General features: G+C 45.5%; 23 protein-coding genes. 18 read left to right on the top strand and 5 right to left on the bottom strand.

Annotated features, from left to right (window positions below; genetic code table 11):
• Positions 1-36: 36 nt before the first annotated feature.
• The 8 genes from murB (at position 37) to AAW31_RS07355 (ending at position 8,870) form a co-directional block, all read left to right on the top strand.
• The gene (murB, locus tag AAW31_RS07390) at positions 37-1,014 is read left to right on the top strand and encodes a UDP-N-acetylmuramate dehydrogenase (RefSeq protein WP_187426896.1); all 978 of its coding nucleotides are present in this window, start codon (positions 37-39) and stop codon (positions 1,012-1,014) included.
• Positions 1,001-1,918 carry a D-alanine--D-alanine ligase gene (locus AAW31_RS07385; protein WP_144413047.1) on the top strand — a complete coding sequence of 306 codons (918 nt, stop codon included), beginning with the start codon at positions 1,001-1,003 and terminating at the stop codon, positions 1,916-1,918. The genes murB and AAW31_RS07385 overlap by 14 nt, the downstream gene beginning before the upstream one ends.
• Before the next feature lie 7 nt (positions 1,919-1,925).
• Positions 1,926-2,684 carry a cell division protein FtsQ/DivIB gene (locus AAW31_RS07380; protein ID WP_235264524.1) on the top strand — a complete coding sequence of 253 codons (759 nt, stop codon included), beginning with the start codon at positions 1,926-1,928 and terminating at the stop codon, positions 2,682-2,684.
• A 19-nt stretch (positions 2,685-2,703) separates the two neighbouring features.
• On the top strand, positions 2,704-3,942 hold the full coding sequence (gene ftsA, locus AAW31_RS07375) for a cell division protein FtsA (protein WP_046849739.1): 1,239 nt from the start codon (positions 2,704-2,706) through the stop codon (positions 3,940-3,942).
• A gap of 71 nt (positions 3,943-4,013) precedes the next feature.
• Positions 4,014-5,162: a cell division protein FtsZ gene (ftsZ, locus tag AAW31_RS07370; RefSeq protein ID WP_046849738.1), complete on the top strand. Its 1,149-nt coding sequence runs from the start codon at positions 4,014-4,016 to the stop codon at positions 5,160-5,162.
• 622 nt (positions 5,163-5,784) lie between these two features.
• Positions 5,785-6,240 (top strand): hypothetical protein, encoded by a 456-nt coding sequence (locus AAW31_RS07365; protein WP_046849737.1) that lies wholly within the window; start codon positions 5,785-5,787, stop codon positions 6,238-6,240.
• A 974-nt stretch (positions 6,241-7,214) separates the two neighbouring features.
• Positions 7,215-8,357, top strand: coding sequence for an acyltransferase family protein (locus AAW31_RS18875; RefSeq protein ID WP_052752137.1), 1,143 nt, complete (start codon positions 7,215-7,217; stop codon positions 8,355-8,357).
• A 282-nt stretch (positions 8,358-8,639) separates the two neighbouring features.
• Positions 8,640-8,870: a ferredoxin reductase domain-containing protein gene (locus AAW31_RS07355; protein ID WP_046849736.1), complete on the top strand. Its 231-nt coding sequence runs from the start codon at positions 8,640-8,642 to the stop codon at positions 8,868-8,870.
• Positions 8,871-9,156: 286 nt separating this feature from the next.
• Here AAW31_RS07355 and AAW31_RS07350 read toward each other — a convergent pair whose 3' ends face one another.
• Positions 9,157-10,536 carry a 3'-5' exonuclease family protein gene (locus AAW31_RS07350; RefSeq protein WP_046849735.1) on the bottom strand — a complete coding sequence of 460 codons (1,380 nt, stop codon included), beginning with the start codon at positions 10,534-10,536 and terminating at the stop codon, positions 9,157-9,159.
• 396 nt (positions 10,537-10,932) lie between these two features.
• Positions 10,933-11,781, bottom strand: coding sequence for a GNAT family N-acetyltransferase (locus tag AAW31_RS07345; RefSeq protein WP_046849734.1), 849 nt, complete (start codon positions 11,779-11,781; stop codon positions 10,933-10,935).
• A gap of 712 nt (positions 11,782-12,493) precedes the next feature.
• Between AAW31_RS07345 and earP the strand changes: the two genes are divergently transcribed.
• The 3 genes from earP (at position 12,494) to AAW31_RS07330 (ending at position 15,760) form a co-directional block, all read left to right on the top strand.
• A complete protein-coding gene (gene earP / locus AAW31_RS07340; RefSeq protein WP_235264523.1) occupies positions 12,494-13,687 on the top strand; it encodes an elongation factor P maturation arginine rhamnosyltransferase EarP in 1,194 nt (397 codons plus the stop codon).
• Positions 13,688-13,846: 159 nt separating this feature from the next.
• Complete coding sequence (efp, locus tag AAW31_RS07335; protein ID WP_046849733.1) at positions 13,847-14,404, top strand: elongation factor P; 558 nt, start codon at positions 13,847-13,849, stop codon at positions 14,402-14,404.
• 480 nt (positions 14,405-14,884) lie between these two features.
• Positions 14,885-15,760, top strand: coding sequence for a class I SAM-dependent methyltransferase (locus AAW31_RS07330; RefSeq protein WP_082110370.1), 876 nt, complete (start codon positions 14,885-14,887; stop codon positions 15,758-15,760).
• 106 nt (positions 15,761-15,866) lie between these two features.
• Here the strand turns inward: AAW31_RS07330 and AAW31_RS07325 are convergent, their stop codons facing one another.
• Positions 15,867-16,046, bottom strand: a complete 180-nt coding sequence (locus AAW31_RS07325; RefSeq protein WP_046849731.1) for a hypothetical protein — start codon at positions 16,044-16,046, stop codon at positions 15,867-15,869.
• Positions 16,047-16,576: 530 nt separating this feature from the next.
• Between AAW31_RS07325 and AAW31_RS07320 the strand changes: the two genes are divergently transcribed.
• From AAW31_RS07320 to AAW31_RS07305, 4 genes are all read left to right on the top strand, one after another.
• Positions 16,577-17,332: a protein-L-isoaspartate(D-aspartate) O-methyltransferase gene (locus AAW31_RS07320; RefSeq protein WP_082110369.1), complete on the top strand. Its 756-nt coding sequence runs from the start codon at positions 16,577-16,579 to the stop codon at positions 17,330-17,332.
• Between the two features lie 9 nt (positions 17,333-17,341).
• The gene (locus tag AAW31_RS07315) at positions 17,342-18,700 is read left to right on the top strand and encodes an APC family permease (protein WP_046849730.1); all 1,359 of its coding nucleotides are present in this window, start codon (positions 17,342-17,344) and stop codon (positions 18,698-18,700) included.
• Positions 18,701-19,076: 376 nt separating this feature from the next.
• Positions 19,077-19,379 carry a hypothetical protein gene (locus tag AAW31_RS07310; protein WP_046849729.1) on the top strand — a complete coding sequence of 101 codons (303 nt, stop codon included), beginning with the start codon at positions 19,077-19,079 and terminating at the stop codon, positions 19,377-19,379.
• Positions 19,380-19,384: 5 nt separating this feature from the next.
• Positions 19,385-20,584 (top strand): glycosyltransferase, encoded by a 1,200-nt coding sequence (locus AAW31_RS07305; protein WP_144412877.1) that lies wholly within the window; start codon positions 19,385-19,387, stop codon positions 20,582-20,584.
• Between the two features lie 231 nt (positions 20,585-20,815).
• On the opposite strand, the gene AAW31_RS07300 is transcribed toward AAW31_RS07305, so the two are convergent.
• On the bottom strand, positions 20,816-22,123 hold the full coding sequence (locus tag AAW31_RS07300; RefSeq protein WP_046849728.1) for a hemolysin family protein: 1,308 nt from the start codon (positions 22,121-22,123) through the stop codon (positions 20,816-20,818).
• A 668-nt stretch (positions 22,124-22,791) separates the two neighbouring features.
• Between AAW31_RS07300 and AAW31_RS07295 the strand changes: the two genes are divergently transcribed.
• Positions 22,792-23,151: an IS630 transposase-related protein gene (locus AAW31_RS07295; protein WP_046849727.1), complete on the top strand. Its 360-nt coding sequence runs from the start codon at positions 22,792-22,794 to the stop codon at positions 23,149-23,151.
• Complete coding sequence (locus AAW31_RS07290; protein ID WP_309567616.1) at positions 23,084-23,617, top strand: IS630 family transposase; 534 nt, start codon at positions 23,084-23,086, stop codon at positions 23,615-23,617. The genes AAW31_RS07295 and AAW31_RS07290 overlap by 68 nt, the downstream gene beginning before the upstream one ends.
• Positions 23,618-23,663: 46 nt before the next feature.
• Here AAW31_RS07290 and msrB read toward each other — a convergent pair whose 3' ends face one another.
• Positions 23,664-24,182: a peptide-methionine (R)-S-oxide reductase MsrB gene (gene msrB / locus AAW31_RS07285; protein ID WP_046851591.1), complete on the bottom strand. Its 519-nt coding sequence runs from the start codon at positions 24,180-24,182 to the stop codon at positions 23,664-23,666.
• A gap of 556 nt (positions 24,183-24,738) precedes the next feature.
• Between msrB and gnd the strand changes: the two genes are divergently transcribed.
• Complete coding sequence (gene gnd / locus AAW31_RS07280) at positions 24,739-25,758, top strand: phosphogluconate dehydrogenase (NAD(+)-dependent, decarboxylating) (protein WP_046849725.1); 1,020 nt, start codon at positions 24,739-24,741, stop codon at positions 25,756-25,758.
• Positions 25,759-25,765: the final 7 nt, after the last annotated feature.

The raw sequence follows: 25,765 nt of genomic DNA, 5'->3' as shown, positions 1-25,765 counted from the left end.
TCTAGTCGAGCGGTATCTCGGCCGCATGTGACTGTTATGAGCATTTCAGAGCAGGATGATTTTATTGGAGTGATCGATACCCGTTTGCTACGGGGTGAGCTACGCATGCATGAGCCAATGAGAAAGCACGTTTCCTGGCGTGCTGGAGGTGTGGCAGATTATTTTTACTTACCGGCTGATCTGCAAGATCTTGCCTTTTTTTTACACCATTTACCGAGAACCGAGCCGGTTCATATGATTGGGTTAGGGAGCAATTTGCTGGTGCGTGACGGAGGGCTTCGCGGTGTAGTCGTGGTATTGCATGCTCGGCTCAATGCTTTACTGCTGATCAAACAAGATGAAGCAGGTGGCTTAATTTACGCTGAGGCGGGAGTACCTTGTGCCAAGCTGGCACGTTTTGCAGCTTTACATCATTTGGCTGGTGCCGAATTTCTGGCTGGAATTCCAGGGACGATAGGGGGAGCCTTAGCAATGAATGCCGGATGTTATGGGGCAGAAACTTGGGAAATTGTAGAGAAGGTCAAAACAGTTGATCGAGTAGGTAAGCTGCATGAACGCAACCCAGAGGATTATCTCGTCGGGTACCGGCATATCGCTTTGCAACAAGCATCCGATAGCATCGACAATGAAGAATGGTTTGTCGGCGGGTGGTTCAAATTACACCAAGGTAATCATGACGATTCCCGACAAAAAATCAAAGCATTATTAGCAGCGCGTATTAGTAGTCAACCACTGAGTTTTCCTAATGCAGGTTCGGTTTTCCGTAACCCGACTGGCGACTATGCGGCGCGCCTGATTGAAGCATCGGGTCTCAAGGGCTATCGTGTAGGTGGAGCAGTCGTTTCAAGCAAGCATGCTAACTTTATCGTCAATGACGAGGGTGCTACTGCTGCGGATATCGAGGCAATTATTTCCATGATACGCAACACCGTGAAGGAAAAAACAGGAATTGATTTGATTCAGGAGGTTAGGATTATTGGCGATGCCAGGGATGAGAGTAATGCGTGTGCCTGACTACGGAAAAGTTGCAGTACTGCTAGGTGGGCGTTCAGCAGAGCGTGAAATTTCACTTAAAAGTGGCGCGGCAGTACTTGAGGCGCTGCTAAGTGAAGGGGTGGATGCCTATCCTTTTGATCCGGCTCATCAGCCCATGGAGACGCTACAGCAACAAGGGTTCAATCGGGCATTCATCGCATTGCATGGCCGTTATGGAGAAGATGGTTCAGTCCAGGGGGCTTTGGAACTGATGGGGTTGCCTTATACTGGCAGTGGTGTTCTTGCGAGCGCTCTGGCAATGGATAAATGGCGTACTAAACTAATCTGGCAGGCCGTGGGCATTAGTACACCCCGTTACCTTATCATCGATGCCCAAAGTGATTTTGATGAAGTGGCAGCTTATCTCGATTTACCTTTGATCATTAAGCCTGCACGCGAAGGCTCAACAATAGGCCTTAGTAAGATTGAGTCAAAGAAAGACTTTTCAAATGCTTATCAGTTAGCAGCACAGCATGATTCGATTGTATTGGCAGAGCAATTTATTGAGGGTAAGGAATTAACTGCCGCTATTCTGGGTGAGACACCGTTGCCACTGGTTCGTATAGAAGTGACCGGAGAACTGTACGATTATCATGCAAAGTATGTTGCAAATGATACCCGTTATTTTTGTCCAAGCGGGCTGCCGGATGAACTGAGTCGCCAGTTACAGGCGCAGGCTTTACAGGCACACAGAATTTTAGGGTGCGCAGGATGGAGCAGGGTAGATTTGATCTTGGATAAAAATGATCAGCCTTACTTTCTTGAAACGAATACATCCCCAGGCATGACTGATCATAGCCTTGTTCCGATGGCTGCGAAAGTTGCAGGTATTCCTTTTGAAGAGTTAGTCGTAAAAATTTTGGCATTGTCCTATGTGGAATAATTATCGAATGCTGAATCTATTTGCCAACATGATGTTTATAGGCGTGATATTGGCTGCAATTTATGTGCTTGGTTCAAGGGTGATAAAATTACCCTTGTTTGTACTAAAGGAAATAAGTGTGGAAGGAATGAGTACCAATCAATTGGAAAATACTAAGCTACGGTATATCACCCGCCAAGAGATTGAAAGTATTGCTCGGAATGAAGTGAGAGGAAATTTTTTTACTGTTAATTTGGATGCATTACGCGAAACATTTAAAAGTTTGCCATGGGTGCGATCAGCAAAGGTTCAGCGTACCTGGCCATCAGGATTGAAAGTGATGTTGGAAGAACATAGCGCATTTGCGTACTGGGGCGATACGGCGCTAGTGAATAGGCAAGGAGAAATATTTCGTGCCCCGACTGACGAAATATTGCCGGTTTTTACCGGCCCTAGTGAAGAAAGCGTATCCGTGATTATTGATCAATATAAGGTTTTTAACAAATTATTAGAGCCAATCAAACAAAGTGTTGCAGAAATTACGTTATCGCCACGGCATGCTTGGCTTGTTCGTCTGGAAAATGGAACATTATTAAAACTGGGTCGTGAAAAAATTGAAACTCGACTGAGGCGTTATATTTCGGTTTATAGCCAAAGTATCGTAAACATGAATCAGTCAATTCCTCTGGAATATGTGGATTTGCGTTATCCTAATGGGTTTGCCATACGGCTGTCTGAGGCAATGCCACAGGTTTCGCGTAAGACCGGTACCGGCAAGAAGTTGTGAAATCAGGGAGGAATGTTAAATGAATAAAGCCAAAGAAGGCAGAGACCTGATCGTTGGTCTGGATATAGGCACTTCAAAGATTATGGCCATTGTTGCTGAAATAAAACCTGAGGGTGGTTTTGAGATTATTGGCTTGGGGAGTCATCCCTCACGTGGATTGAAGAAAGGCGTTGTGGTTAACATTGAAACAACGGTTACCGCGATCCAGCGAGCACTCGAAGAAGTTGAGTTGATGGCAGACTGTAAGGTAAGTGAAGTTTATACCGGCATTGCAGGCAGTCATATTCGAGGGTTCAATTCACACGGGATGGTTGCAATCAAGGATAAAGAAGTATCGGCACTGGATGTGGAGAAAGTGATGGAAACCGCCAAAGCGGTCAATATCCCAGCTGATCAACAGATCCTGCATATCCTTAATCAGGAATTTATTGTCGATGGGCAGGAAGATGTGCGAGAACCTATTGGTATGAGTGGAATACGGCTTGAAGTAAAGGTGCATATCGTGACTGGCGCAGTATCAGCTGCGCAAAATATTATTAAATGTGTTCATCGTTGTGGTTTGGAAGTTCGCGATTTGATTCTGCAACCACTCGCTTCGGCCATTGCCGTTTTATCTGAGGATGAAAAGGATTTGGGTGTGTGTCTGGTTGATATCGGCGGAGGAACAACTGATATCGCAGTATTTACTAATGGGGCAATTCGCCATACTGCAGTGATTCCGATTGCCGGCGATCAAATCACGAATGATATTGCCATGGCGCTACGCACACCGACCAAAGATGCGGAAGACATCAAGTGTCGTTATGGATGTGCCTTACGCACGTTAGCTGACGTGCGTGAAGCGGTGGAAGTGCCGGACGTAGGTAATCGAGGAGCACGCCAGCTTTCTAGGCAAACGCTCGCAGAAGTTATTGAGCCACGTGTAGAAGAGCTTTATTTATTGATACAAGCTGAATTACGACGTAGCGGTTTTGAACAGCTGCTTTCATCCGGAATTGTTATTACCGGTGGGAGTAGCTCTTTGCAGGGAATGGTAGAACTGGGCGAAGAAATATTTCATATGCCTGTACGTCTAGGGATACCTCAGTATAAAGGCAGTCTGGAGGAAGTTGTTCGAACTCCCAGATTTTCCACAAGTATTGGTTTAATTATGGCTGGTATGGAGGAGCATCGGCTCCATCAGCACAGCCATTTACAAGGGGGATCAGCTAAGCAGGTCTTCGCAAGAATGAAAAATTGGTTTCAGAAGAATTTTTGAGTATAGCGTTGTCAACACAGCGCATTAAAACGAAGTTATCTAAAATTTAACATGCTAAAAGGAGAAGCATCATGTTTGAAATCATGAATACCGATAGTCAGGAAGCCATCATAAAAGTAATCGGTGTGGGAGGATGTGGTGGCAATGCAGTCGATCATATGATCCAGAATGAAACAAAAGGGGTTGAATTTATTTGTATTAATACCGATGCGCAGGCACTCAAAGCAAACCGTGCACCCACCTTGCTTCAGCTCGGTGGGGGTATTACGAGAGGATTGGGAGCAGGTGCCAATCCGGAAGTTGGGCGTGAAGCTGCTTTGGAAGATCGAGATCGCATTGCAGAATTGATTCAAGGCGCTGATATGCTATTTATAACAGCCGGTATGGGTGGTGGTACCGGAACAGGGGCTGCACCCGTGGTAGCACAAATAGCCAAGGAAATGGGTATCCTTACTGTTGCTGTGGTCAGCAAACCTTTCTCATTTGAAGGAAAACGTCTGAAAACAGCCCAAGCTGGTATGGAAGCCCTGGCACAGCATGTTGATTCTTTAATTGTCATTCCCAATGATAAGCTGATGATGGTGCTGGGTAACGATATCAGTATGCTGGACGCGTTCAAAGCAGCCAATGACGTGCTATACGGCGCAGTAGCGGGTATTGCTGAAGTGATTAATTGTCCCGGGCTTGTCAATGTCGATTTTGCTGACGTTAAAACCGTCATGTCAGAAATGGGTATGGCCATGATGGGCTCAGCTGTGGCAAGTGGGGTCGATCGTGCACGTATGGCAGCAGAGCAGGCAGTGGCTAGTCCACTACTTGAGGAAATAACACTATCAGGTGCGCGCGGCGTTTTAGTAAATATTACTGCCAACTCAGGCATGAAAATGCGCGAAGTACATGAAGTAATGAATACGGTTAAAGAGCTGACAGCTGAAGATGCGACCGTTATAGTTGGAACAGTCATCGATGAAGGAATGAACGATGACTTACGTGTAACGCTCGTTGCCACTGGGTTGGGAAGCGTTACTCAAACCCAAACCCGACCCCTTACCGTTATCCATACCCGTACCGGAACAGATGATAGAGCCTCCACTATGCAGTTTGAGGAACCAGCTGTGATGCGTACAGGAAGGAGAAGCAGTGCCACGGTAGCAGCAATGCAGCAATCAGGTGTCGACCCGATGGATATTCCGGCATTCCTGAGAAGACAGGCAGATTAGAAATTAGCTTTAAGACAATAATATCTTGGAAGAAATCTGGTAATCTGATTCTTGATTGGTAGCTCCTAAACGCATGTTATACTGCCCCTACCGATTACAGTAGGGGCAGTATTGTTATTGGCACATTAATTTATCCGGCTTAATAACTCCATTTCTAAATCAAAAATGATGTGAAGAGGAGCCGTAGACAGCATCAACAATACGGCAAGGTGAAGCTGGCAAAGTCAGCTTTGATTTAGAAATGGAATAACATGGCTAACTGAACTGATACATGAGCTGATAGCTGAGTTTAGTTGCTCTATACAAAATCTTGTCAAACTTTTCCTCTTAAGTTTTATCCAATATAACAAGAAATGACCGTTCTTCGTGCTGGATAATTTTTCTGAAGATAAGTGAATTATTGTCCGATCCTGGATCGGAATATGTTTGAGAGTTCTGCATAACTGTGCTTTTAAAATTTTGCTCTATGTGTGTGACACATAAAATCAATTATTTAGAATACTCACTTACCCAAAAAGCCAGCTATACAGAGCTCTCTTTAAAAGATAGGGAATTTTTTGCTCTATGGTAATTGTGCTTTAGCCAGACAAAATCGGGCGATGAGATGAAGAGGTGGCAGTAAATGGAAACTTTTAATTTCTGGAATTATCTGGATAATATCTGGGTATTGACTGGATTGATTCTGGTCATAGCGGTTAGTTTGTTGAAGATGCTTTCAATCAATAATCAGAATAGCCGTAAATCTAAACAGCAGCTACAGAAAGGTATTAATTATTTATTTATACTTAGCATAACCGGTATGGCGCTTAGTATTCTATTTTCTCAAAACAGCAATCAGACAACTTCCCAGCAAACTTCGCTTTCCTTTCCCACTCAAGACGCTATTGATCACAGATCTCCACAATCATTTGGCAGTGATACTGATAACGTTTTAAATACTGGGGATAATATGAACTTTAATCAATTATTTAACATAATGCCCGATCGCGTGCGCTCGGAACGCCCAAAGACGACTGATCAGCAAAAAAAAGATGATAATAGTGTAATCACTTCTGATGATGAAAAAGATTTTCGTTAACGGGAACTAATGGTGATCTCATTTGTCTCGTTTATTGATGAGCTTGTTATCTGCATAAGTGGAGGGGCTAATTACATTAGAAAATAATAAGATAATTAAATTGTTCTTGGCTGTGAAGGAAGTTAAATCATTTTAAGCATCGCGAAAATTCTATATTTACGGTAATTGTCTCGGAAAATTAGCATAATTTTAATGAACAGTTAATCTTCAAGTCGAAATCTTCCTATCAATTAATTATTTATAAAGTTAATATAAGTATATCCCAAATGGATAGAGATAGATCTACTAATATTTGTCACATTATCATGTGATTAAATATGGATTAATTTATCCGAATCCGACTTTTCAATAACGCTATGCTGAGAATTAAATAGTTATATTACCTTTACTTTAGAAGGAGGTAACTTAATTGATCGCAGACCATTTTTGTACTTCTCGTTTGATTAACGATTTCGCTAAAGTTAGCCAATACTTTATGGGTGAGTAACAATTCGCATACCCGTATTGGGAGCACCACCCGCTTTCTTTATAGTTGTATTAGAGGAATAAGTGATTCTTCCTATGTGGCGATAATCGCTGTATTAATGGATACAAAGCTGCGGATCACATGGATAACGATTCTAGTAAGGCTATTGCATCATTAGCAGTGCTGATGTCTTCTTTTCGAATGATGACTTTAAAATTGGCGTAAGTACTTTCGAGGAGCTTGATATTGATGATCATGGAAGCGATAAAGTGAGAGAGCCATTGTTCATAGTACAGCCATTTTGGTAGAGAGCTTCTCCACTTGGCTATAGCTTAAAAATTTTATTTTTTTACCTGATTTCACATAAAAATACTGAAATTAGATTCAATCCGGCAGATAGCCGCTCAACTTGGTGACTGTCAAATCAAACCGTAATTAATACATTTTAAAGCAGACCGAAACCTCACTTCATAGTAACAAGAGGTATCGCCACTGGAGAGAATTTTTTATGATTCACACACTAAAAAAAGATGAGATTCGTTCCCATACTGCTCTACGAGGCTGGGCAGCATTAATGGTAGTGCTCGTTCACTTTCGGTCCTTTTTGCATCCATCGATTGATCCGGATGAGGTAACATTTTTCTTTGCAAAGGGTTACCTTTGGGTAGATTTTTTCTTTATCCTCAGCGGTTTCGTTTTGTCCTATGTCTATGGTATCGAACGTCCTGAGCGTCGTACTTTTCCTGAGGTTACTCACTATCTGATTGCTCGTTTTGCTCGAATATATCCATTACATTTTGTATCGCTTATAGCTGTTTGCTTATTCTTTATCACAGGAGCCCTGATTAACTGGGGTTGGGGGGGAGGATTTTGCTGTGTATTCGAGGATGACTTGCGAAGCCCCGAATCACTGATGGCTAACCTGTTCCTTATTCATGCTTGGGGTATGTTTGATTTTGAGACATGGAATCGCCCATCATGGTCTCTCAGTGTGGAGTTTTTTTGCTATCTGGGCTTTGCTGCTCTTCTCGTCATGGAAGGCCGAGGCAGAAAACTTGTTTTACTTGCTTGGTCATGCACTGCCATGCTTTTCTATTGTTTTTATCTTGGTACTAGTAGTGATGTAGATGAAAATTTTCGCTTGTCTATCATACGTGCTGCATCAGCTTTTTTGATTGGGATCATGCTGTTCTTAAAGCGTGAGACGATGTCTACTGTCTCTGACAGATGGTTAACGATTATTCAGATCACGGCAGGTATTATGCTTTTGCTGGCACTACACTTTGGTATCACTGATGTTGTCTCGATTGGTTTAATGGCTGTGATAGTTTTAATTACTTGGGAAGATCGGGGTTTCTTATGCAAGTGGCTTGCCACGCGCCCGCTATACACGATCGGAGTATTTTCGTTCTCCATTTATATGTGGCATTATCTTATTAAGTTCGCCGCACAGAAGGATTGGGAAAGTTATACTGGCTTGGCTTTGCAGAGTAGTGCTGCCGGATCGCTATTACTCATTACTTGTATGATCACCCTGGTCATCCCGATCGCAATTTGGAGTCATCGTTTGCTGGAAATACCCGCACGTAGATGGATTACCTCTCAGTTGAATGGTTTAGTTGAAGCCAGGTATATGCCTAAGTGTGCGTGATTCTGTGTATTGTCAAAAAGAGAGTTTAGCTTTAAGGACGGTCGCTCAGGTAGTTAAGGAGTTTCTTGGTCAATGCTGAGATGGTTGACCTGTTCAAGCATGTTGTAACTCCCCAATAAAGTGATCTTTTTGAGTTTTGCCATTTTAGCTTCATATTGGAGGGGGTTCACGCTCGACCCCGTCCAATGGTAGCTTTTATTCGATTTCTAAATCAAACCTGACTTTATCGGTTTCATCTTGTTGTATTATTAATACTGTTTGCGGCTCGCCTTCCCGTCATTCTTGATTTGGAAATGGAATTATGTCACCTTTTTACTTGAGCGACCATTCTCACCGGAGATATGGATTGCTGTTGGTATTGGTATTCTCCCTTTTCTGGCTTGGTTACGCAGTTACAAAGTGGCCCATAGAGCAGATCTGATTTACCTTCACCGCGATAAAGAAAATGTACCCTTTGAAAAAGAGCTACAAACCTATGCAGCCAGTCAAGCGTTTTACATTATTATTCTTTAGTAATGGAGAATGATCCCACGCTTTTATTCAAGTCATTGGCGAGTATCAGCAGGTTAAAAGAGCGGCAAATATACCTCTGTGGACCACTGTTGTTAATAGTACTAGCCATCAGTTGGTTACAGAAACAAGGTGTATCCAGGCGGCAAATTCATTTTGAGCAGTTTGCTTTCCGTTAATGAAATATATTTATGTCATCACGACTCTATTGTTTTGGCTGTTCGTGGTGAGTTGATGACCTGCACGCTTCTGGCTGGGCACTTGAGCCGGACAATGCTATTAATCGAGATCAAGTGACGGTTTGTTCCCTTAAACCCAAAATAGGTTGCAATAACTTTATAGCCTTCAGTAATATCTGGTAGGAATCTTTGTCGAATTGAGGCCTTGGTGAGCCCAGAAGTTGGCAGAGTTCTCCCTCCGTTTTGATCGTGCCAAGATAGGCCCAGTTATCTACTATGATCAAATCATCATTTTCTTTTAGGTAAGCGGGACCCGTAAAAGGCCAGGTATGGATACGCAGTTGGGATAGCACTTCCTTCAGGCGTAGTGAATGCATAACTAACGGTTCTTCACCAACACACGCACCGCGGCATTTTTTGAGCTGTCTAGCGAAGCATGGGTTGCCAGCTTTAACCTTTTCCAGCCCAATGATGACCTTGCAAAGTCCATGCTCGTTTGCCAGACCGGACAGTGCATTGTTGGCTGCTCGCAGACTTTTAAATAGGCCATAAAGATTCGATTGTTCACCAAAGTTTAAATCATGCGCATAAGCTATGTTAACATGCAGTCCTGCTTCAGTTTCCTTGAGTGAGATCGAACAGAGCTCATTATTGCGTCGAAGTTTGCGGTTATGCGTCGGTTGAAGCTTTTTCACCAGTTCGACTTCCTTGAGCAGTGCACCGATCTCGCCTCCTGTCTCGATATAGTCAATGCGCCGTACCTGTTGTGAAAGGCTCATTTCTTTTGCTGACGAAACATCACCGGTGAAATGAGAAAGCACCCTTTGGCGAAGTTTCTTTGACTTGCCAACATACAGTGGTAGTTCGTTCTCTCCGTAAAATAAATAAACACCAGGACCTGTAGGCAGGCTATCCAGCACCTGCTCGTCCAAATATGTCGGCATGCTTGGGCGTCCAGACAAGGCTTTGATCGCAGCCGCAACTTCGATGGCAGGGATCTGTTGCTGGATCTTTTGCCAAAACTGATGAATAAGTTGCGCATCTGCCAGTGCTCGGTGACGGCCATTTACCTGCAAGCCATGCCGCTCAATCAGACTATCCAGATTGTGCTTAGGGTGTCCGGGGAATAGCCATCTGGAAAGTTTGACGGTACAGATTGTCGTTGCCCGGAAGTCATAACCTTCGCGTCTAAATGATTGTTTCAAAAAACCATAATCGAACCGGGCGTTGTGCGCAATGAAAAGACGGCCTTCTAACATGTGGAATATTTGATGGGCAATCTGTGCAAAGGTTGGGGCATTTGCTACCATTTCGTTGGTAATCCCGGTCAAATTCTCAATAAATGTAGAGATTCGTGTTTCCGGATTGATCAGGCAGCTCCATTCTTGAACCTCAGAGCCATCAACCAAGATAATGCCAATCTCGGTGATCCGATCGACAGAGGCGATGGTGCCAGTAGTTTCAAGATCAACGAAGGCTAAGGGCTGCATTGGCCGAATTCTCCGCTAAATTTGAGCAACTCAATAGCAACCAAAAATCATGAGGCAGCTCTAATAAATCACTACGCCTGATTTTTAACCAAATAGGGATTGGGGACAGAAAAAATAATCTCTGTTATTTTGCCTTGCAGTACCATAAATATCACTTACATTCATGGCTGGATGACAGGAATCCAAATTAATGTAAAAATTAAATAAGCGAAACGAAACTATTGACTGTGGATTACCATAGTTAAGTATACCATGTCAAAGATTAGATTGCTTATTCCATTTCCAAATCAAAACAGACACGAAGGCGAGCAGCAGACAATATCAATAATACGGCAAGGTGAAGCCGATAAAGTCAGTTGTGATTTAAAAATGGAATTAGATAGCATCTAATATAAACTAACCTAATTCGAAACTGGTCACGCCGTATAATCGCTCAGTATCTAAGGCAGGAGCTTGCTGAGTGTACATTCTTGCTGTCTCAAAAACTGGCTGCATCTTATGGCGCCGAACTAATGCAAATGCATTGGAATTTTGTTCCATAATATCCAGAAAAACGGGCTGCTCTGCTCTTACATTTGCTTTCAGTGCTAGAAACAGTATTTCAGCGAATATAGGACTGTCTGCAAACAATGGACCAATTTTATAACCAACGCGACAAGCACGAATGACTCCATAGGCAACGAGCTTATCTTCATGAATAACACCAAGTGCCACGCTATCTGGTTGAGTAAGCCACAATTTTAGAAATGCGGCTCTGTCAGCGAGAAAAAATGCTGAGTCGTATAAATTAATCTGCTTAAAAGGAATTTCTGTAAGTTTAATCAGGCCTAAATTATTTGGAGCTTTGCCACCTGTTAGCCCTTGATAACGAATATTATGGTAGGCCAGTTGAAAACCGTATTTTTTATAATTGTTCAACTGGGCGAGTACGCCATCCAATCCAATATTGCAACCTTTGAGATACTCCAATCCCGCATGCATAATTCTGCTGCCATAACCCTTGCCACGATATGATTTTTTAACAATATAAAGTCCAACAAAGCCAAAGGAGTTGCTGTATTTAACAGCGGATAAACAGGCTACAGGTTCATTATTAAGTAAGCCTAAAAAAAAGCCGTTATTATCGGCTGCGTAAAAACAATCGCTATCATGCAAGCCAGGGTTCCAACCTTCAGATGCAGCTAATTCAATCGTGAAATCTAACTCTTTTTGGGTCATCCTTTTTATAATGTAGGTATCGTTCATGAAATTCTCCTATTTGTGTTGGGTTTGCGTATAAGGCAGATTCAAGTTTGAAGTACAACTTTTATAAGGTTAATAAGAGACAAGCTACGATAACATCCGAGCTGCTCGAAAGAGTGCTTCTTATTCTGGCATAGTGGAATCGCGCTATATTCTGACGGGCGACTATCAACTAAACCTACTGAAGGGGTAACAGAAAGGATTAATAATCTGCTACTTTCCCACTAGCATAAAGGTCACACTGTAACATTTGATAATGGCAATAAATTTGCAGAACATGAAACTATCGCCTCAGAGCTGGAAGCTGCCATTTAGCTTGCGCCTCCTGGCCATTCATGGGAGCGAGGATGGAATGAGAAATAGTAATGGCTTAAATGGCTTGCTACGATAGTATTTCTCAGTAATATGAAATTGACTGATAAAGTATCGGGATTTTGAGAGTGCCGCATGAAGTGTGTTTCGGTGTATCGGTAAGTTATACCAGATAGTCATCAAAAGTTATACTTCGAATTAGGACCCACGTGTTGAAAAAGAGATTTATTCCACCATTGTACCAAGCACACTCGTCCTTATTGCATCCTCGACCAGGACGAACTTCTACCGTTAATGCACGTGCTGATAATAGAATAGGAAGGAGCTATTCCAATCTAAAAACAGCAGATAGAGTAGAGCAATATAAAATACTGCAAAAAACTCTTTATCAACCACAAAGTTGATGATGCGTTGGGATATTTTTTGTCGTGTCATAGATAACTACGGTGACATTGGTGTATGTTGGCGATTGGCGCGGCAATTAGTGGCAGAGCATGGCATTGCAGTACGGCTGTGGGTAGATAATGTAACTAGCTTGCAGCGCATTTGCCCGGATGTTGATGCTTTCCAGGAGGTGCAAAATTGTCGAGGAGTAGAAGTGCGGCGCTGGACTGAGCCATTGCCAGAGTTGGCACCGGCCGATGTAGTGATTGAGGCATTTGGCTGCGAGTTGCCGGAGAATTATGTGGCGGCGATGGTGCCCACTGTATCCCATTCTACAGGCCAAGCTCAGAGCAGGCTTTCTCTTGCGAGAGGAAAGGTAAAGCGCGTATGGATTAATCTGGAATACTTGTCGGCAGAGCAGTGGGTAGAAGGTTGTCATGGCCTACCTTCGCCGCATCCGTACCTACCGATGATCAAGCATTTCTTCTTTCCCGGTTTTACCCCCATGACGGGTGGGTTGCTGCGAGAAAAAGGACTACTAATGCAACGGGATGTGTTGCAACACAATCTGGCAGAATTATGGTGTCAGCTTGATTTACCTTTGCCTATTTCTTCCGAAACCACCATTTCGTTGTTTTGCTATGACAGTGCGCCGATAAGCAATCTACTGGACGCTTGGGCGGCCTCAACCACAGCGATACGTTGTCTGTTGCCAGAGGGCAAGGCATTGGGACAGGCAGCGAACTGGGCTGGACGAACAGGTCTGGCAGTAGGCGATAGTGTGCAGCGTGGCAATTTGCTCCTGCAGATCATTCCTTTCTTGCCACAGGAGCATTATGATCTCCTGTTGTGGGCGTGCGACTGCAATTTCGTACGCGGTGAAGACTCCTTCGTGCGAGCGCAATGGGCAGCGCGGCCTTTGATCTGGCAAATTTATCCGCAACAGGAAAACGTCCATCAGATCAAACTCGATGCTTTCCTGTATCGCTATTGTCAAGGATTAGCAGAAGAGGCCGTTGCCGCATTGTGTACTTTTCACCACAACTGGAACAGCGGTGGATGCTTGGATTGGAATGATTTCTGGCAGCATCATGCGGAGTTGCAAAGCCATGCCGCAGCTTGGGCCGGGCAGCTTGCGCAGCTTACCGACCTCGCATCCAATTTGGTAAGTTTTTGCAAGAATAAAGTGTCCTCTAAGAATTTGAATTTTTAAGCGGGATAAGAGATAAACAAAAATTTTAATGAACTATCTATTTGATAGTTAGAAAATAATTATTTATAAATATTCTTCATATAATAAGAGGAATTGAATTCTTAAAAGTGCTCAGAGTATAATAGAAATATTTATAATCCCTAGAACTATTAGATTTAGATGAAAACAGCCCAGGAACTTCGTGTAGGTAACGTGTTTATGGTTGGCAACAGCCCTATGGTCGTGCTGAAAACAGAATTTACCAAATCCGGTCGCAACTCTTCCGTAGTAAAAATGAAATTCAAGAATCTGCTCACCGAATCACCCAGTGAAGCAGTGTACAAGGCAGATGACAAATTCGACATCGTTGTGCTGGATAAGAAGGAGGTTACCTATTCTTACTTTGCCGAACCCATGTATGTTTTCATGGATGCTGAATACAACCAATATGAAGTTGAAGCAGAAACTATGAGCGACGCGCTCAATTTCCTGGAAGATGGTATGCCTTGCGAAGTGGTATTTTATAATGATAAGGCTATTTCGGTCGAACTACCCAACTCGGTAGTACGCGAAATCACCTATACCGAACCCGCCGTCAAGGGTGATACCTCCGGCAAGGTAATGAAACCTGCTAAAATTGCCACCGGCTTTGAATTGCCGGTACCGTTGTTCTGCGAAATCGGCGACAAAATCGAAATTGATACCCGCACGCTGGAATACCGCAGCCGCGCCAAGTAATTTTCCCCACCTATAACAGAAATAACAAAGGAGCCAATAGGCTCCTTTGTTATTTCTAGAGTGTGAATACACGACATTTTTTAGATCAAAAGAAAATAGCAGTCACGTAAATTTAATCCCTCGTTATTCGTTAAAGCATTGGCCAAATTTATGTTTAGACGTGATAGTTTGATTTGCCAATTTATCCTCTGGTAATGGCCAAATAATAATCAAGCGTTCTTCTGAACAAAGATCCTATAAAAGAATCAAAAATAAGGTCAAAGAAGCTATCGAGATAATACTGAACGATAAAAGTTGGAGTTTGAATGTAATATTCAACAGAATATCATTAAGTTTCAAGTGATCTTCGGTAATCTCAAGAAAGCTATTATATTAAAGACAAAAGGAGTGCTGTTGAGCTTTTGCCGCTCCTGATTTCATGGTGCTCCCCTGCTCTGGGGGGCGATTTTCCATCTCTTGATTGTCAAAAGGGAATTCATAATGAGAATTAGGCCCAGTACGATCACAAACTTCGCTAAGATGGCGACGAGCAGTATATACCAGAGAAAAGAAGACGAAACAGCGAACAGTGAAATCTATGACCAGATAGCAGCGGGTTATGACAATGATTACGGTAGGATCTTTAAGCGCGTCAAGCATGAGATTGAAATTCAACTCTCACAGCTGCCTTTGGTTTCTCCTTCGATTATCGATGTGGGGACTGGTACGGGTGAAAATATTCTGCTGGCAGAAAATATTTTCGGATCATTGAATGAAGTATACGGTATCGATATTTCTCATAAGATGCTGGAAATTGCCAAAGAAAAATATCCTCCAATGCAGATTGTCCAAGCTAGCGCACTGACCATGTCGAATTTCATACATCATAAAGCTGATGTGGTTTTTATTCACTTTCTCTTGTCATATGTATCCATAGATAAGCTTCTGCCGCTAGTCGCAGGGCTGCTTAAGCCGGATGGGTATATTTCAGTAGCGTCCTCTCTTCTCAGCTCCTGGCCTAAAGGGCAAAAACTCGGCATTCCATTGGGACTTAGTCCTAGCTCTGCTAAGCATTACATACCTAAGAGTTCTCAAGAATTGAGGAGTAAGATGACCAATTTCGGATTTAAGGAAGTCGATTCTATCGAGATCCGCAAGCGCATGGTCTTCGATTCTATCGACGATGGCTATCGATTCGGTTTCGAGCAGGGCTGGATCTATCAGCTATTTGAACTCTTGGACTGCGCGGGCAATCCGGAGAAATTCGCTAAAGACTGGAGCCATATCATTCCTTATGATGATGAAATCCATATTCATATAGGCCTCTATAAGAAATCTAAAACAGGGAAGGGGAGAGAGGAGCTGCTTCACCTTTAACGGGATGCTCTCGGTCAAATAGCTATAATTCCATTTCTCAATCAACACTGGCTTTGTCGGCTTCACCTAGTCGTAATATTTATCCTGTCTACAGCTCGCCTTCGTATCATTTTGGGATGCCGCCTCGGTATGAGGCGTGCAAATACTCAGTGATTTCTTGAATAGAAATGAGCTTAGACCACTGATTGCAAAGTTGCTGCAGCACTATGGTGATTGCCTCGGGCAAAGCAAAGATTGCTCGATCCTTGATTCCAGTTGCTTGCAGGAGCATTCGTCGATCGTCCATAGCGCTTTTATGATTCTTGCTCTACTGGATGCTCCTTCACTCCACAAAACTCAGCATACCTTAGTCCTTTTATTGGCCTTTGTACGAACTCCGGGTACATTTGGGCAAACATATCCATTTGGTTTGTGAAATTAATCGTTATTGTAGGCGCAATTACACTACTTTACCGGATCCAAGGGTAGCTTCTCCCAAAAAAATTAATTGTTGGAGTTACATAAAGAGGAGGATGACTAATTGAATCCTTTGGGTTTTTCAATGAATCAATAGTTTAAGCCGAGCTGCAGTGCTGGATTTCTTCTGTTAATGAATACACCCTGCAACTTTACCGGTGATATGTGTGTCAATCGACTCCAGCAATCGACAAAGTTTGAATTGCTCTGCTCAAATGAGAATTTTTGGATCGTTTAACAGAAAGTGTGTTCCAACTAATTAACTTTATATACTTCTTACTTTAATAGAGAATAACTTTTATTTCTCGACATAGGCTTACCTATTCTTTTAGATTTCATAATTTGGATACCGTATCTCTTATGAACTCATCAGCTCGTGCGTTGATATCATTATGGATAGTCAGCATCCTGTTGATCCACAGTCTGCTTGCTCTTACCGGATGCAGCGGAGTTTCACGAGAGGACTCGCTGCTCAAAGATCCTACGCGTCAAACTGAACGCGACAGAATGGTAGATGAACAGATCATTCCTCAGGGTATTAAGGACCCGAAGATCCTGGGTGCAATGCGCCATGTTCCTCGCCATAAGTTCGTTCCCTCTAGTTATTCTTATCTATCCTATTATGACATTCCTCTCCCGATCGGCCACGGCCAGACGATCTCGCAACCTTCTCTTGTTGCGCTCATGACCGAAGCACTGGCATTGGAAGGAACCAAGAGGGTGCTTGAGATAGGAACCGGTTCAGGATACCAGTCTGCGGTTCTGGCTGAGATTGTGCCGGATGTCTTCACCATAGAGATTGTCGAGCCCTTGGCGACAAAAGCCGCGCATACACTGGCGGAACTAGGTTACCGCAACATCCACACGCGCGTTGGTGATGGCTACCGAGGCTGGCCTGAAGAGGCGCCTTTCGATGCCATTATTGTAACCGCCGCACCCGATCATGTACCGCAACCGCTCCTTGATCAGCTCGCGGTTGGGGGGCGGCTGATTCTGCCAGTTGGCCGCGACTACCAGACCCTGGAACTCCATTACCGGACTGCTAAAGGCTTTGAGCGTAAAATCATTACGCTCGTGCGGTTTGTCCCGTTAGTGCGCGAGAGACAACAAGAGTAGATCGTGCAGATGGAGAAATCAAAGCAAGATCCGTCTACACTTCCCCGGCACATCGGCTGGTTTACGGCTAGCTGCGTCCTTGTCAGTAGTGTTGTCGGCACTGGCATTTTTACCACTACCGGCTTCATGGCCCGCGATCTCGGACATCCTGGTTTGATCCTCTCGGTTTGGCTGGTAGGGGCGCTGATCGCGCTCGCAGGGGCTCTCTCCTATAGTGAGCTGGGCGCGGCCTTTCCAGTCGCCGGCGGAGAATATACATACCTGCGCCGCGCCTATGGGCCATTCCTTGGATTTCTAAGTGGATGGACGTCTTTCACCATCGGCTTTAGTGCTGCTATTGCTGCAAGTGCCATGAGCTTTGCTGCTTACTTCCTCCAACTCCTTCCGCTTAATGGCGAGGGAAGGTTGCTATCTACAGCCTTAGCCTTAGCCCTCCTCTGGTCCATTACAGGCTTCCACCTGGCTGGCGGTGGGGCAGGAAGCGCTCTCCAGCGCAGCTTGACGTTGCTGAAGGTGGGAGCCATTCTCTTGTTCATGGTAGCAGGGCTGATGTTCGGAGCAGGTGACTGGGCACATCTTATTCCCGCGGATACTCAGCCTGCCTTCAGTATGGGAGCTTATGTCGTGTCATTGGTTTTTGTGCTCTATGCCTATTCTGGCTGGAATACCGCGGCGTATCTGGCGGGAGAAATTACTGATCCTGCCCGTACTATTCCCCGCACGATGATTGGCGGGACACTTTTCGTGGCATTGCTTTATCTCATGCTGAATGGATTCTATTTTTACGCTCTGCCGGTGACGGAGCTAGCTACGCCACCACTTTTACCCGTTGCCGATAAAGTTGCGCGAGCCATGCTGGGCCTCGAAGCCGGCCGATTTGTAACTGTCATCTTGTGCCTTTCGATCGCAGGAGCTGTGAGCGCCATGGTGTGGGTCGGATCGCGCGTCTACTATGCCATGGCACAAGATGGGTTGATTCCCTCCATCTTTGCGAATACCTCTGGCAGGCAATGTACTCCGTTCAACGCTATTCTGCTGCAAAGCCTCTGGGCTTCAGTCCTGATTGTATCGGGGAGCTTCGAGCAATTGGTAATTTATAGTGGTTTTGCGTTGGTGATTTTCAGCGCACTCGCAGTCGGTGCAGTATTGATTCTACGTCGACGGGAACCGGATTTGCCCCGCCCTTATCGCACGCCTTTTTATCCGTTTATTCCCGCGTTCTATGTGATGGTGTCAATCGTCATAGTTGGGAGCGTGCTCTATGAACGGCCGTTAGAAGGAGGTGTGGGAATCGCGACCGTCTTAGCTGGGACGCCACTATACTTACTCTGGTATCGATTCCGTCGTATCGGGAAAAAGGGCGCGTGACTTGCAGCAAGGACGCAGCCTTAACCACATTAGGGGCACTCTAGAAATTCAGAGTTCTAACCAAGACAATGCGAGAACAAAAAATGTTGGCGCAGCGGGGTAAGCAGGCAATCCGTGAAGCGGATGCTCGCAAATATGGATTTTAGAGGGGTCCATTAATCAAAAAAACCGCTTACTTCGAATGCGTTGATCGGTCGCTAAGTTCAATACTGAATCCATATGGGGTGCCGTATCATCGACATCTAAATTTACCTGGAGTATAGTTTATTCCAGAGTAGCCTCCCTTTAATAACCATTTGATTTAAACGTGAGCGCTTATACTACTCTGAGACAACTAATAGCAAGGGTAACTCCTAATTCATGGGGAGAAAGGGTGGTGTCTATATCTTCTCTGCATCGAGGCGTTGCACACGACATCGGATGCTATAAATCTCGCGATTTTCGTGACAAAAAGTCTGATCAGTGTACCGTTTGTGCTTATCCTGACAATTTATCTCGATTTCAAAGAAACATTGGACTGACGTCCAATTTTCTTGCACCGATTGATTCATATTTTGTTGTCGCATACTTACCCAATAGAGGGTATGGTAATTGGTATTTTGGAGAAGGGCGCGCGAACGAAATTGATGGGGTATGCGCTTCTGCTAAAGCGCTACCTGTTGCTCCAGGAGATTATTGATCGTGGTGTCTCTGCCGATTCGTTCGCTCGCTTTGATTGTGCGCACACTCGAGGGGGGTGGAATGCAGCGCATTGTTTTGCAGTTGGCCGAAGCCTTTGCGAAGAGTGGTATCCAGGTGGAGGTCGTAACGGGCCATGGTGCTGGTGGAACAACAGGCGAGCTACCGTCAGGCGTGAGCATTCGATATCTACCCCGCAGCAATATACTCACCAGTAGCCTTGCATTGCTCCAGGCGCGTCCTCATGATGTGCTCCGATTGTTGCCCTTCTTGACACCGCTGAAGCCAGATATGTTCTGGCGCTTGCCCGCATTGATAGAGTATCTGCGTACTGCCAGGCCTGACGCCGTTCTAGCGGCAGGAACCCAATCAAATCTCGCGGCTATTATCGCGCGCGCTGCTACCGGCTTGCCTGCGAGGCTGGTAGTCAGCGAGCACAATACATTGTCAATCGTGGCACACCGTGGCCACGGCCTGTTTCGACGTGCTTATCCGCGACTCGTGCAGCGTTTTTACCTAGAGGCAGACGCGATTGCTGCCGTATCCCGCGGGGTGGCACAGGACCTGGCCCATACAGCGCACCTTCCCGAGGAATTGATCACGCTGGTCTATAACCCTGTCGATGCCGAAAGAGTGGTTCGTGTCGGCCAGATGCCGGTTGAGCATCCCTGGCTCACCGATCGCTCGCGCCCACTCATTCTCGGCGTGGGGCGCCTGCACCGCCAGAAGGATTTTCCTACGCTTATCCGCGCCTTTGCTATTGCGCACAAGAAACGCGATCTGCGACTGGTAATTGTGGGTGAGGGCAGCGAGCGCAGAATGCTCGAAACATTATCTCATCAGCTTGGCGTGCAGGACTCCGTTCTCATGCCTGGCTTTGTCGACAATCCCTTTGCCTGGATGAGTCATGCCTCACTATTTGTCTTGTCTTCAGCATGGGAAGGTTTTGCGCTCGTGCTGCTTGAAGCGTTAGCAAGCGGCTGCCCCGTCATCAGCACCGATTGCCCGAATGGCCCCCGTGAGATCCTGCAGGATGGAACCTATGGCACGCTGGTGCCAATCGGAGATCCTGAAGCCATGGCAGGTGCGATGCTTGCGACCTTGGCAGCTCCGCCGGATGCAGTATATCTACAAGCACGTGCTGCTGAGTTTTCAGTCGACGCCACCGTCGCGGGTTACCGCAGGCTGTTGGAGAGTGCAGAGTAGAGGTTGTTAAATTCGCGCTCCTTAAATCGAGTATTTTAGTAAGGTTTGACCTCTTGGAAGAAGTAGAGAGAGGGGTACGATCCAGATAAGAAAAAGGAGTTACGGTAGAATATGGACGCGTTGAAGAGCGGCTGCTCAGACTACCTTGTGCACGGCTTAATCATTTTACAAAGGTGCATGGGTGCGTGAGTAATAAAAGTTAAATTACCATTCGGGCGTCTTGCTTTTTCTTCATGCGCCTTGCTTTTTTTCATCAATAGCGGGTTTAGGCGCTGCCAGTACTTTATCGATGCGAAAACCATCGAGATCAACGATTTCAAAGATCCAGTTTTCCCACTCACACCGATCACCCGTTTGTGGGATTTTTCCCAAAAGCAGCATCATCATGCCACTTAACGTGTGATAGCGTCCGCGCTCTTCTTCCGGCACTGCATTTATCCTGAGCCGATCTTTAAGTTCAGGAATCGGGATCAGGCCATCAAGTAGCCACGAGCCATCATCGCGGTGAACTGCCCAGGATTCTTCAATTTTATGCGGTACGAATTCACCGGTAATCGCTTCCAAGACATCTTGCAATGTCACGATGCCCTGTACCTCGCCATATTCATCGACCACGATGATCATTTGCACACTGGAATTCTTGAATTCCTCGAGCAGCTCCATGCCCGTGAGTGACTCCGGAACGAACACGGCAGGTTGCAAATCTTTGATGAGATTCGGCTGCTCACCACGCAGGGTCTGCGCCAGTATTTGGCGCGCGCTCGCCATCCCCAAGACATCATTCCAGTTACCACGCACCACGGGAAAGCGCGAATGTGGACTCATCCCAAAACGTTGCAGATTTTCTTCCAGGCTTTCATCGGCATCGAAATGGATGACTTCACTGCGCGGCACCATAAGTGACGCGATCTGACGATCATCCAGGCGAAATACGTTTTTCACCATTTGGTGCTCTTGCTGCTCGATAACACCCGTTTGTGAGCCTTCTTCCAGAACCAGATACAGTTCTTCTGCCGTCAGCGGTTGCCGGCCAATATCTTTAATACCGAACAGGCGCAATAAGAGTTGCGTGGAAGCCGAAAGTAGAAATACAAAGGGTTTGGCCAAGGTCGCAAGTAACATCATGGGGCGAGCCACCAGCCGTGCAATCGATTCGGGATTAATTTGCCCTAAACGCTTAGGGACGAGCTCGCCCAGCACAATAGTAAAGTAGGTGATGGTTACAATCACGAAGCCGGTGGCCAGATAACCGGCATGAGGCGAGGGAATACCTAGCGTAGTGAGGCCGGTACTCAGAGGCCCGGCTAAGGCTGCTTCACCGACTATACCGTTCATGACGCCAATCGAGGTAATACCGATTTGCACGGTAGAGAGAAACTTAGTGGGATCGTTGCCCAGTTCCACAGCAGCCTTGGCAGCATGATCGCCTGCATTGATGAGCTTTTGCAAGCGGGCCTTGCGAGCCATGACAAGCGCAATTTCAGACATGGCAAAAATGCCGTTAAGAATAATAAGCCCAAAAAGTAGCGCAATTTCCATAATAAGAGCGCCCAGTTGCGCCCAGGTGTTAATAAATCAGTAATTTATCAGACAATAATTAAAATCATTAATTTATTAATGATCGCTATTTTCTGCAACAGACTGGTTTTCTTCGCATTATTAGAAGATTCAAAACCAGGCTCATGAAAAAGATTCCATATCATCAGTCTGAATTATGGAAGTTGATACGAGCTCAATTGGAAGATCTCATAAAGGTATAACGTTGAAATAATCTTCTACATTCTTTGAAAATTGAGGAACACATCGACCGTAAATTTTTCTTATTTGATCCTAATCTTTATGATCCATTTGTTAGTCTACCCGAATCGGATTTTCACCTTTTTAAAGAAGTGTTGATGAAAAAATAGACCGGTTTGATAGGAAAGACGGTAATGAATATTGACGTGTTTTACGGAGTTATGTAAGACGAGGTCGTTTAATTTGCCGGTGTAGGTTTGTTGGTTAAGTATAGCTTCTCTCACGGGTTAAGTGGTTTCATGGGCTCCTGATTTGGTTTTAGTGCTTTTGATGTGGCGCAGGCAAATGAGATGGGACATTACTTATTTTCTGCACCGTAAAAAGATGGGTTAGTAAACAGAAGAAGCTGGTATTGAGAAGAGAAAGAAGCAGATATAGCATGTCCCCTATAAATTGATTATAATTTACAGATGACCTATCCGATATTATTTCGCCGTAAAGTATTATCCGTTCGTGAGAAGGAGAACCTCTCAATGGCGCAAGTGGCGCAGCGTTTTTGCGTAGGTGTCGCCAGCGTGATGCGTTGGATCAAAACTCCCGATCCCAAGACCACCCGCAACAAACCTGCCACCAAGATCAGCATGGAAATGTTGGCGCAGGACATCAAGAATTATCCGGACGCGTATCAGTACGAGCGCGCCAAACGGTTGGGTGTCAGCAAGCAAGGCATTAACCATGCTTTAAAGCGTCTGGGCGTGACTTATAAAAAAAAGCCTGTGTCACCCCAAAGCCAGCGAAAAAGAGCGGCGTATCTTCCAGAAAAAAATTGAAGACTATGAGCGAGCAGGCCGCGTTATCGTCTACCTTGATGAAAGCGGCTTTGCGCACGACATGCCACGCACGCATGGCTATGCGCCAGTGGGTGAGCGCGTCCATGGCGTAAAAGACTGGCATGCACGAGGTCGAACCAATGTGATTGGCGCTCTCATCGGAAAGACGCTGCTGACCATAAGTCTGTTCATCGCCAATATCACCGCTGACATTTTCTATGCGTGGCTGACGCAGGACCTTTTGCCTAAACTTCTGCCCGCTTGCGTGATTGTCATGGACAACGCAACCTTTCATAAACGGCAGGATATCCAAACCGCCATTGCCAATGCCGGGCATACACTTGAATACCTGCCGCCTTATTCCCCAGACTTAAATGACATTGAACCCAAATGGGCTCAGGCCAAAGCCATCAGAAAAAGGGAAGGTTGTTCCATCGAGCAGCTCTTTGCCGCTTATGAAATTTAAATCATTTTATATGGGATCTGCTATAAGTTTGCGGCAACTTTTCTGATCAGCTCCGAAGGGCTGGCAGTTGCTCGTCTTTTGGCACAAACTTTAGAGCAATTCCGTTATTACACCAGCGTTCTCCACGCGGAGGCGGGCCGTTGCGGAATACATGGCCTTGATGACCGCCACAGCGCACGCAGTGATATTCCGTGCGTGGCCAGATCCTCTTAAAGTCGATTTTAGTCGCTACATGCCCGGCGATTGGCTGGGTAAAGCTCGGCCAGCCCGTCCAACTCTCGTACTTATGTGCACTATCAAACAAGGGTAAATAACAGGCGGCACAAATGAAGATGCCTGCACGATCTTCATAAACCAGATTACTGGATTCTGGACGTTCGGTAGCTTCCTCAAACAGGATTTGAAAAGCCCTAGATGAGAGCAATTTACGCCATTCCTTATGTGGTTTGTTGAGAGGCGTAATAGGTGTGATCGCTTCGCCCACCACTTGTGCGCGAAAGCATGCGGGAACCAGTGGAAACACGGCTGCCAGGCCGAGCATTTGTAACAAAGTACGTCGCTTCATAAAATTTTCTTCAACCAACAAGGGTGCGCGTGAACTTACTCATCTAGTTTTATTAACGTAAACTGTTTTGTAGTTATTGAATAGCACAATAGAAATCTATAAACCAATGCTGATAGCTAAGGCATGGAATTACTTGTTTCCATTATAATTTATTTAAAAGCGCTTTAGTTTGAGATACGCTATATATTCCAGAATAATCACATTTCGGGCGTTTTGAAAGCGCGGACCCATGTCACCCTTAATCGCTCTCTTTCTGACTTGGTCGACCTTTTGCCTTTGAGTATCCTGCGCGCTTGAAAGACAATAAAAAATTTGGAACCAGTACCTTTAATGTAAAACCAACACTTTGCTACCAAACAAACACAAATTTTTGAATTTTTAATCGTTTATCAATATGTTTGACACTTCATCCGCTTTCTAGTACTTTCATTTCTAATGGGAAAATGTGTTTTTTCCTATAAACTTGCGCGCCGGCATGAAGAATTTACTGCCATCTTCGAGAGGTTAAGGTGCGCCCGCTTTGACAAAAGCAGTCACGCTCAAGAGGAGAACGATAATGCAATTAGGTATGATCGGTCTTGGACGAATGGGTGCCAACATGGTGCGGCGCCTGACCAATGCCGGCCACGAGTGCGTGGTGTTCGACTTGTCGCCGGAAGCAGTGAAGGAATTAGTTAACGAGAAAGCCATTGGCGCCACGTCAATGGATGATCTTGTGGAGAAGCTCGCAAAGCCGCGCGTAATATGGTTGATGATTCCTGCGGCGGTGGTAGATAAGACGATCGCAGGTTTATCGCCGTTGCTGGATCCCGACGATATTCTGATCGACGGCGGTAATTCATACTATGTCGATGATATCCGTCGCGCAAAAGAACTTTCTGCCAAGCGCATCCACTATGTGGATGTAGGTACGAGCGGGGGAATTTGGGGTCTGGAGCGCGGGTATTGTATGATGATCGGCGGCGAGTCCAAGGTGGTACAGTACCTTGATCCGATCTTTGCCTGTTTGGCGCCCGGGCGAGGAAACGATATCTCGCGCACGCCCGGCCGTGACGAGATCGGCGGTACGGCGGAACAGGGGTACCTGCATTGCGGGCCGAATGGGGGTGGGCACTTCGTCAAGATGGTGCACAACGGCATCGAGTACGGCCTGATGGCTGCATATGCCGAAGGACTGGGAGTGCTGCGTGATGCTAATATCGGTAAGCAGGAACATGTGGCCGATGCCGAGACGACACCGTTGCGCAACCCCGAGCATTACCAATATGACTTCAATCTGCGTGATATTACCGAAGTGTGGCGGCGTGGCAGTGTCATTGCTTCATGGTTGCTCGATCTGACAGCGGCAGCGCTGGTCGAAGATGCGGATCTGAAGCAGTTTTCCGGACGGGTGTCCGATTCCGGCGAAGGGCGCTGGACGATTATGGCGGCGATTGACGAAGCCGTGCCAGTACCGGTGCTCTCCGCTGCGCTCTATCAACGCTTCAGTTCGCGCGGTGAGGCGGATTATCAGGACAGATTGCTCTCAGCGATGCGCCTCCAATTCGGTGGTCACCTAGAGAAACCAAGGGAGTGAGGCACTC

Source organism: Nitrosomonas communis, from assembly GCF_001007935.1.
GTDB classification, from domain to species: Bacteria; Pseudomonadota; Gammaproteobacteria; order Burkholderiales; family Nitrosomonadaceae; genus Nitrosomonas; species Nitrosomonas communis.
Note: the sequence above shows the minus strand (reverse complement) of the source record. Positions and strands in the feature narration are given on the sequence as shown.

Coding starts and splice junctions, on each gene's coding strand:
- murB (WP_187426896.1), top strand. CDS start 37: ATGAGCATTTCAGAGCAGGATGATTTTATTGGAGTGATCGATACCCGT.
- AAW31_RS07385 (WP_144413047.1), top strand. CDS start 1,001: ATGCGTGTGCCTGACTACGGAAAAGTTGCAGTACTGCTAGGTGGGCGT.
- AAW31_RS07380 (WP_235264524.1), top strand. CDS start 1,926: ATGCTGAATCTATTTGCCAACATGATGTTTATAGGCGTGATATTGGCT.
- ftsA (WP_046849739.1), top strand. CDS start 2,704: ATGAATAAAGCCAAAGAAGGCAGAGACCTGATCGTTGGTCTGGATATA.
- ftsZ (WP_046849738.1), top strand. CDS start 4,014: ATGTTTGAAATCATGAATACCGATAGTCAGGAAGCCATCATAAAAGTA.
- AAW31_RS07365 (WP_046849737.1), top strand. CDS start 5,785: ATGGAAACTTTTAATTTCTGGAATTATCTGGATAATATCTGGGTATTG.
- AAW31_RS18875 (WP_052752137.1), top strand. CDS start 7,215: ATGATTCACACACTAAAAAAAGATGAGATTCGTTCCCATACTGCTCTA.
- AAW31_RS07350 (WP_046849735.1), bottom strand. CDS start 10,536: ATGCAGCCCTTAGCCTTCGTTGATCTTGAAACTACTGGCACCATCGCC.
- AAW31_RS07345 (WP_046849734.1), bottom strand. CDS start 11,781: ATGAACGATACCTACATTATAAAAAGGATGACCCAAAAAGAGTTAGAT.
- earP (WP_235264523.1), top strand. CDS start 12,494: ATGATGCGTTGGGATATTTTTTGTCGTGTCATAGATAACTACGGTGAC.
- efp (WP_046849733.1), top strand. CDS start 13,847: ATGAAAACAGCCCAGGAACTTCGTGTAGGTAACGTGTTTATGGTTGGC.
- AAW31_RS07330 (WP_082110370.1), top strand. CDS start 14,885: ATGAGAATTAGGCCCAGTACGATCACAAACTTCGCTAAGATGGCGACG.
- AAW31_RS07325 (WP_046849731.1), bottom strand. CDS start 16,046: ATGGACGATCGACGAATGCTCCTGCAAGCAACTGGAATCAAGGATCGA.
- AAW31_RS07320 (WP_082110369.1), top strand. CDS start 16,577: ATGAACTCATCAGCTCGTGCGTTGATATCATTATGGATAGTCAGCATC.
- AAW31_RS07315 (WP_046849730.1), top strand. CDS start 17,342: ATGGAGAAATCAAAGCAAGATCCGTCTACACTTCCCCGGCACATCGGC.
- AAW31_RS07300 (WP_046849728.1), bottom strand. CDS start 22,123: ATGGAAATTGCGCTACTTTTTGGGCTTATTATTCTTAACGGCATTTTT.
- AAW31_RS07295 (WP_046849727.1), top strand. CDS start 22,792: ATGACCTATCCGATATTATTTCGCCGTAAAGTATTATCCGTTCGTGAG.
- msrB (WP_046851591.1), bottom strand. CDS start 24,182: ATGAAGCGACGTACTTTGTTACAAATGCTCGGCCTGGCAGCCGTGTTT.
- gnd (WP_046849725.1), top strand. CDS start 24,739: ATGCAATTAGGTATGATCGGTCTTGGACGAATGGGTGCCAACATGGTG.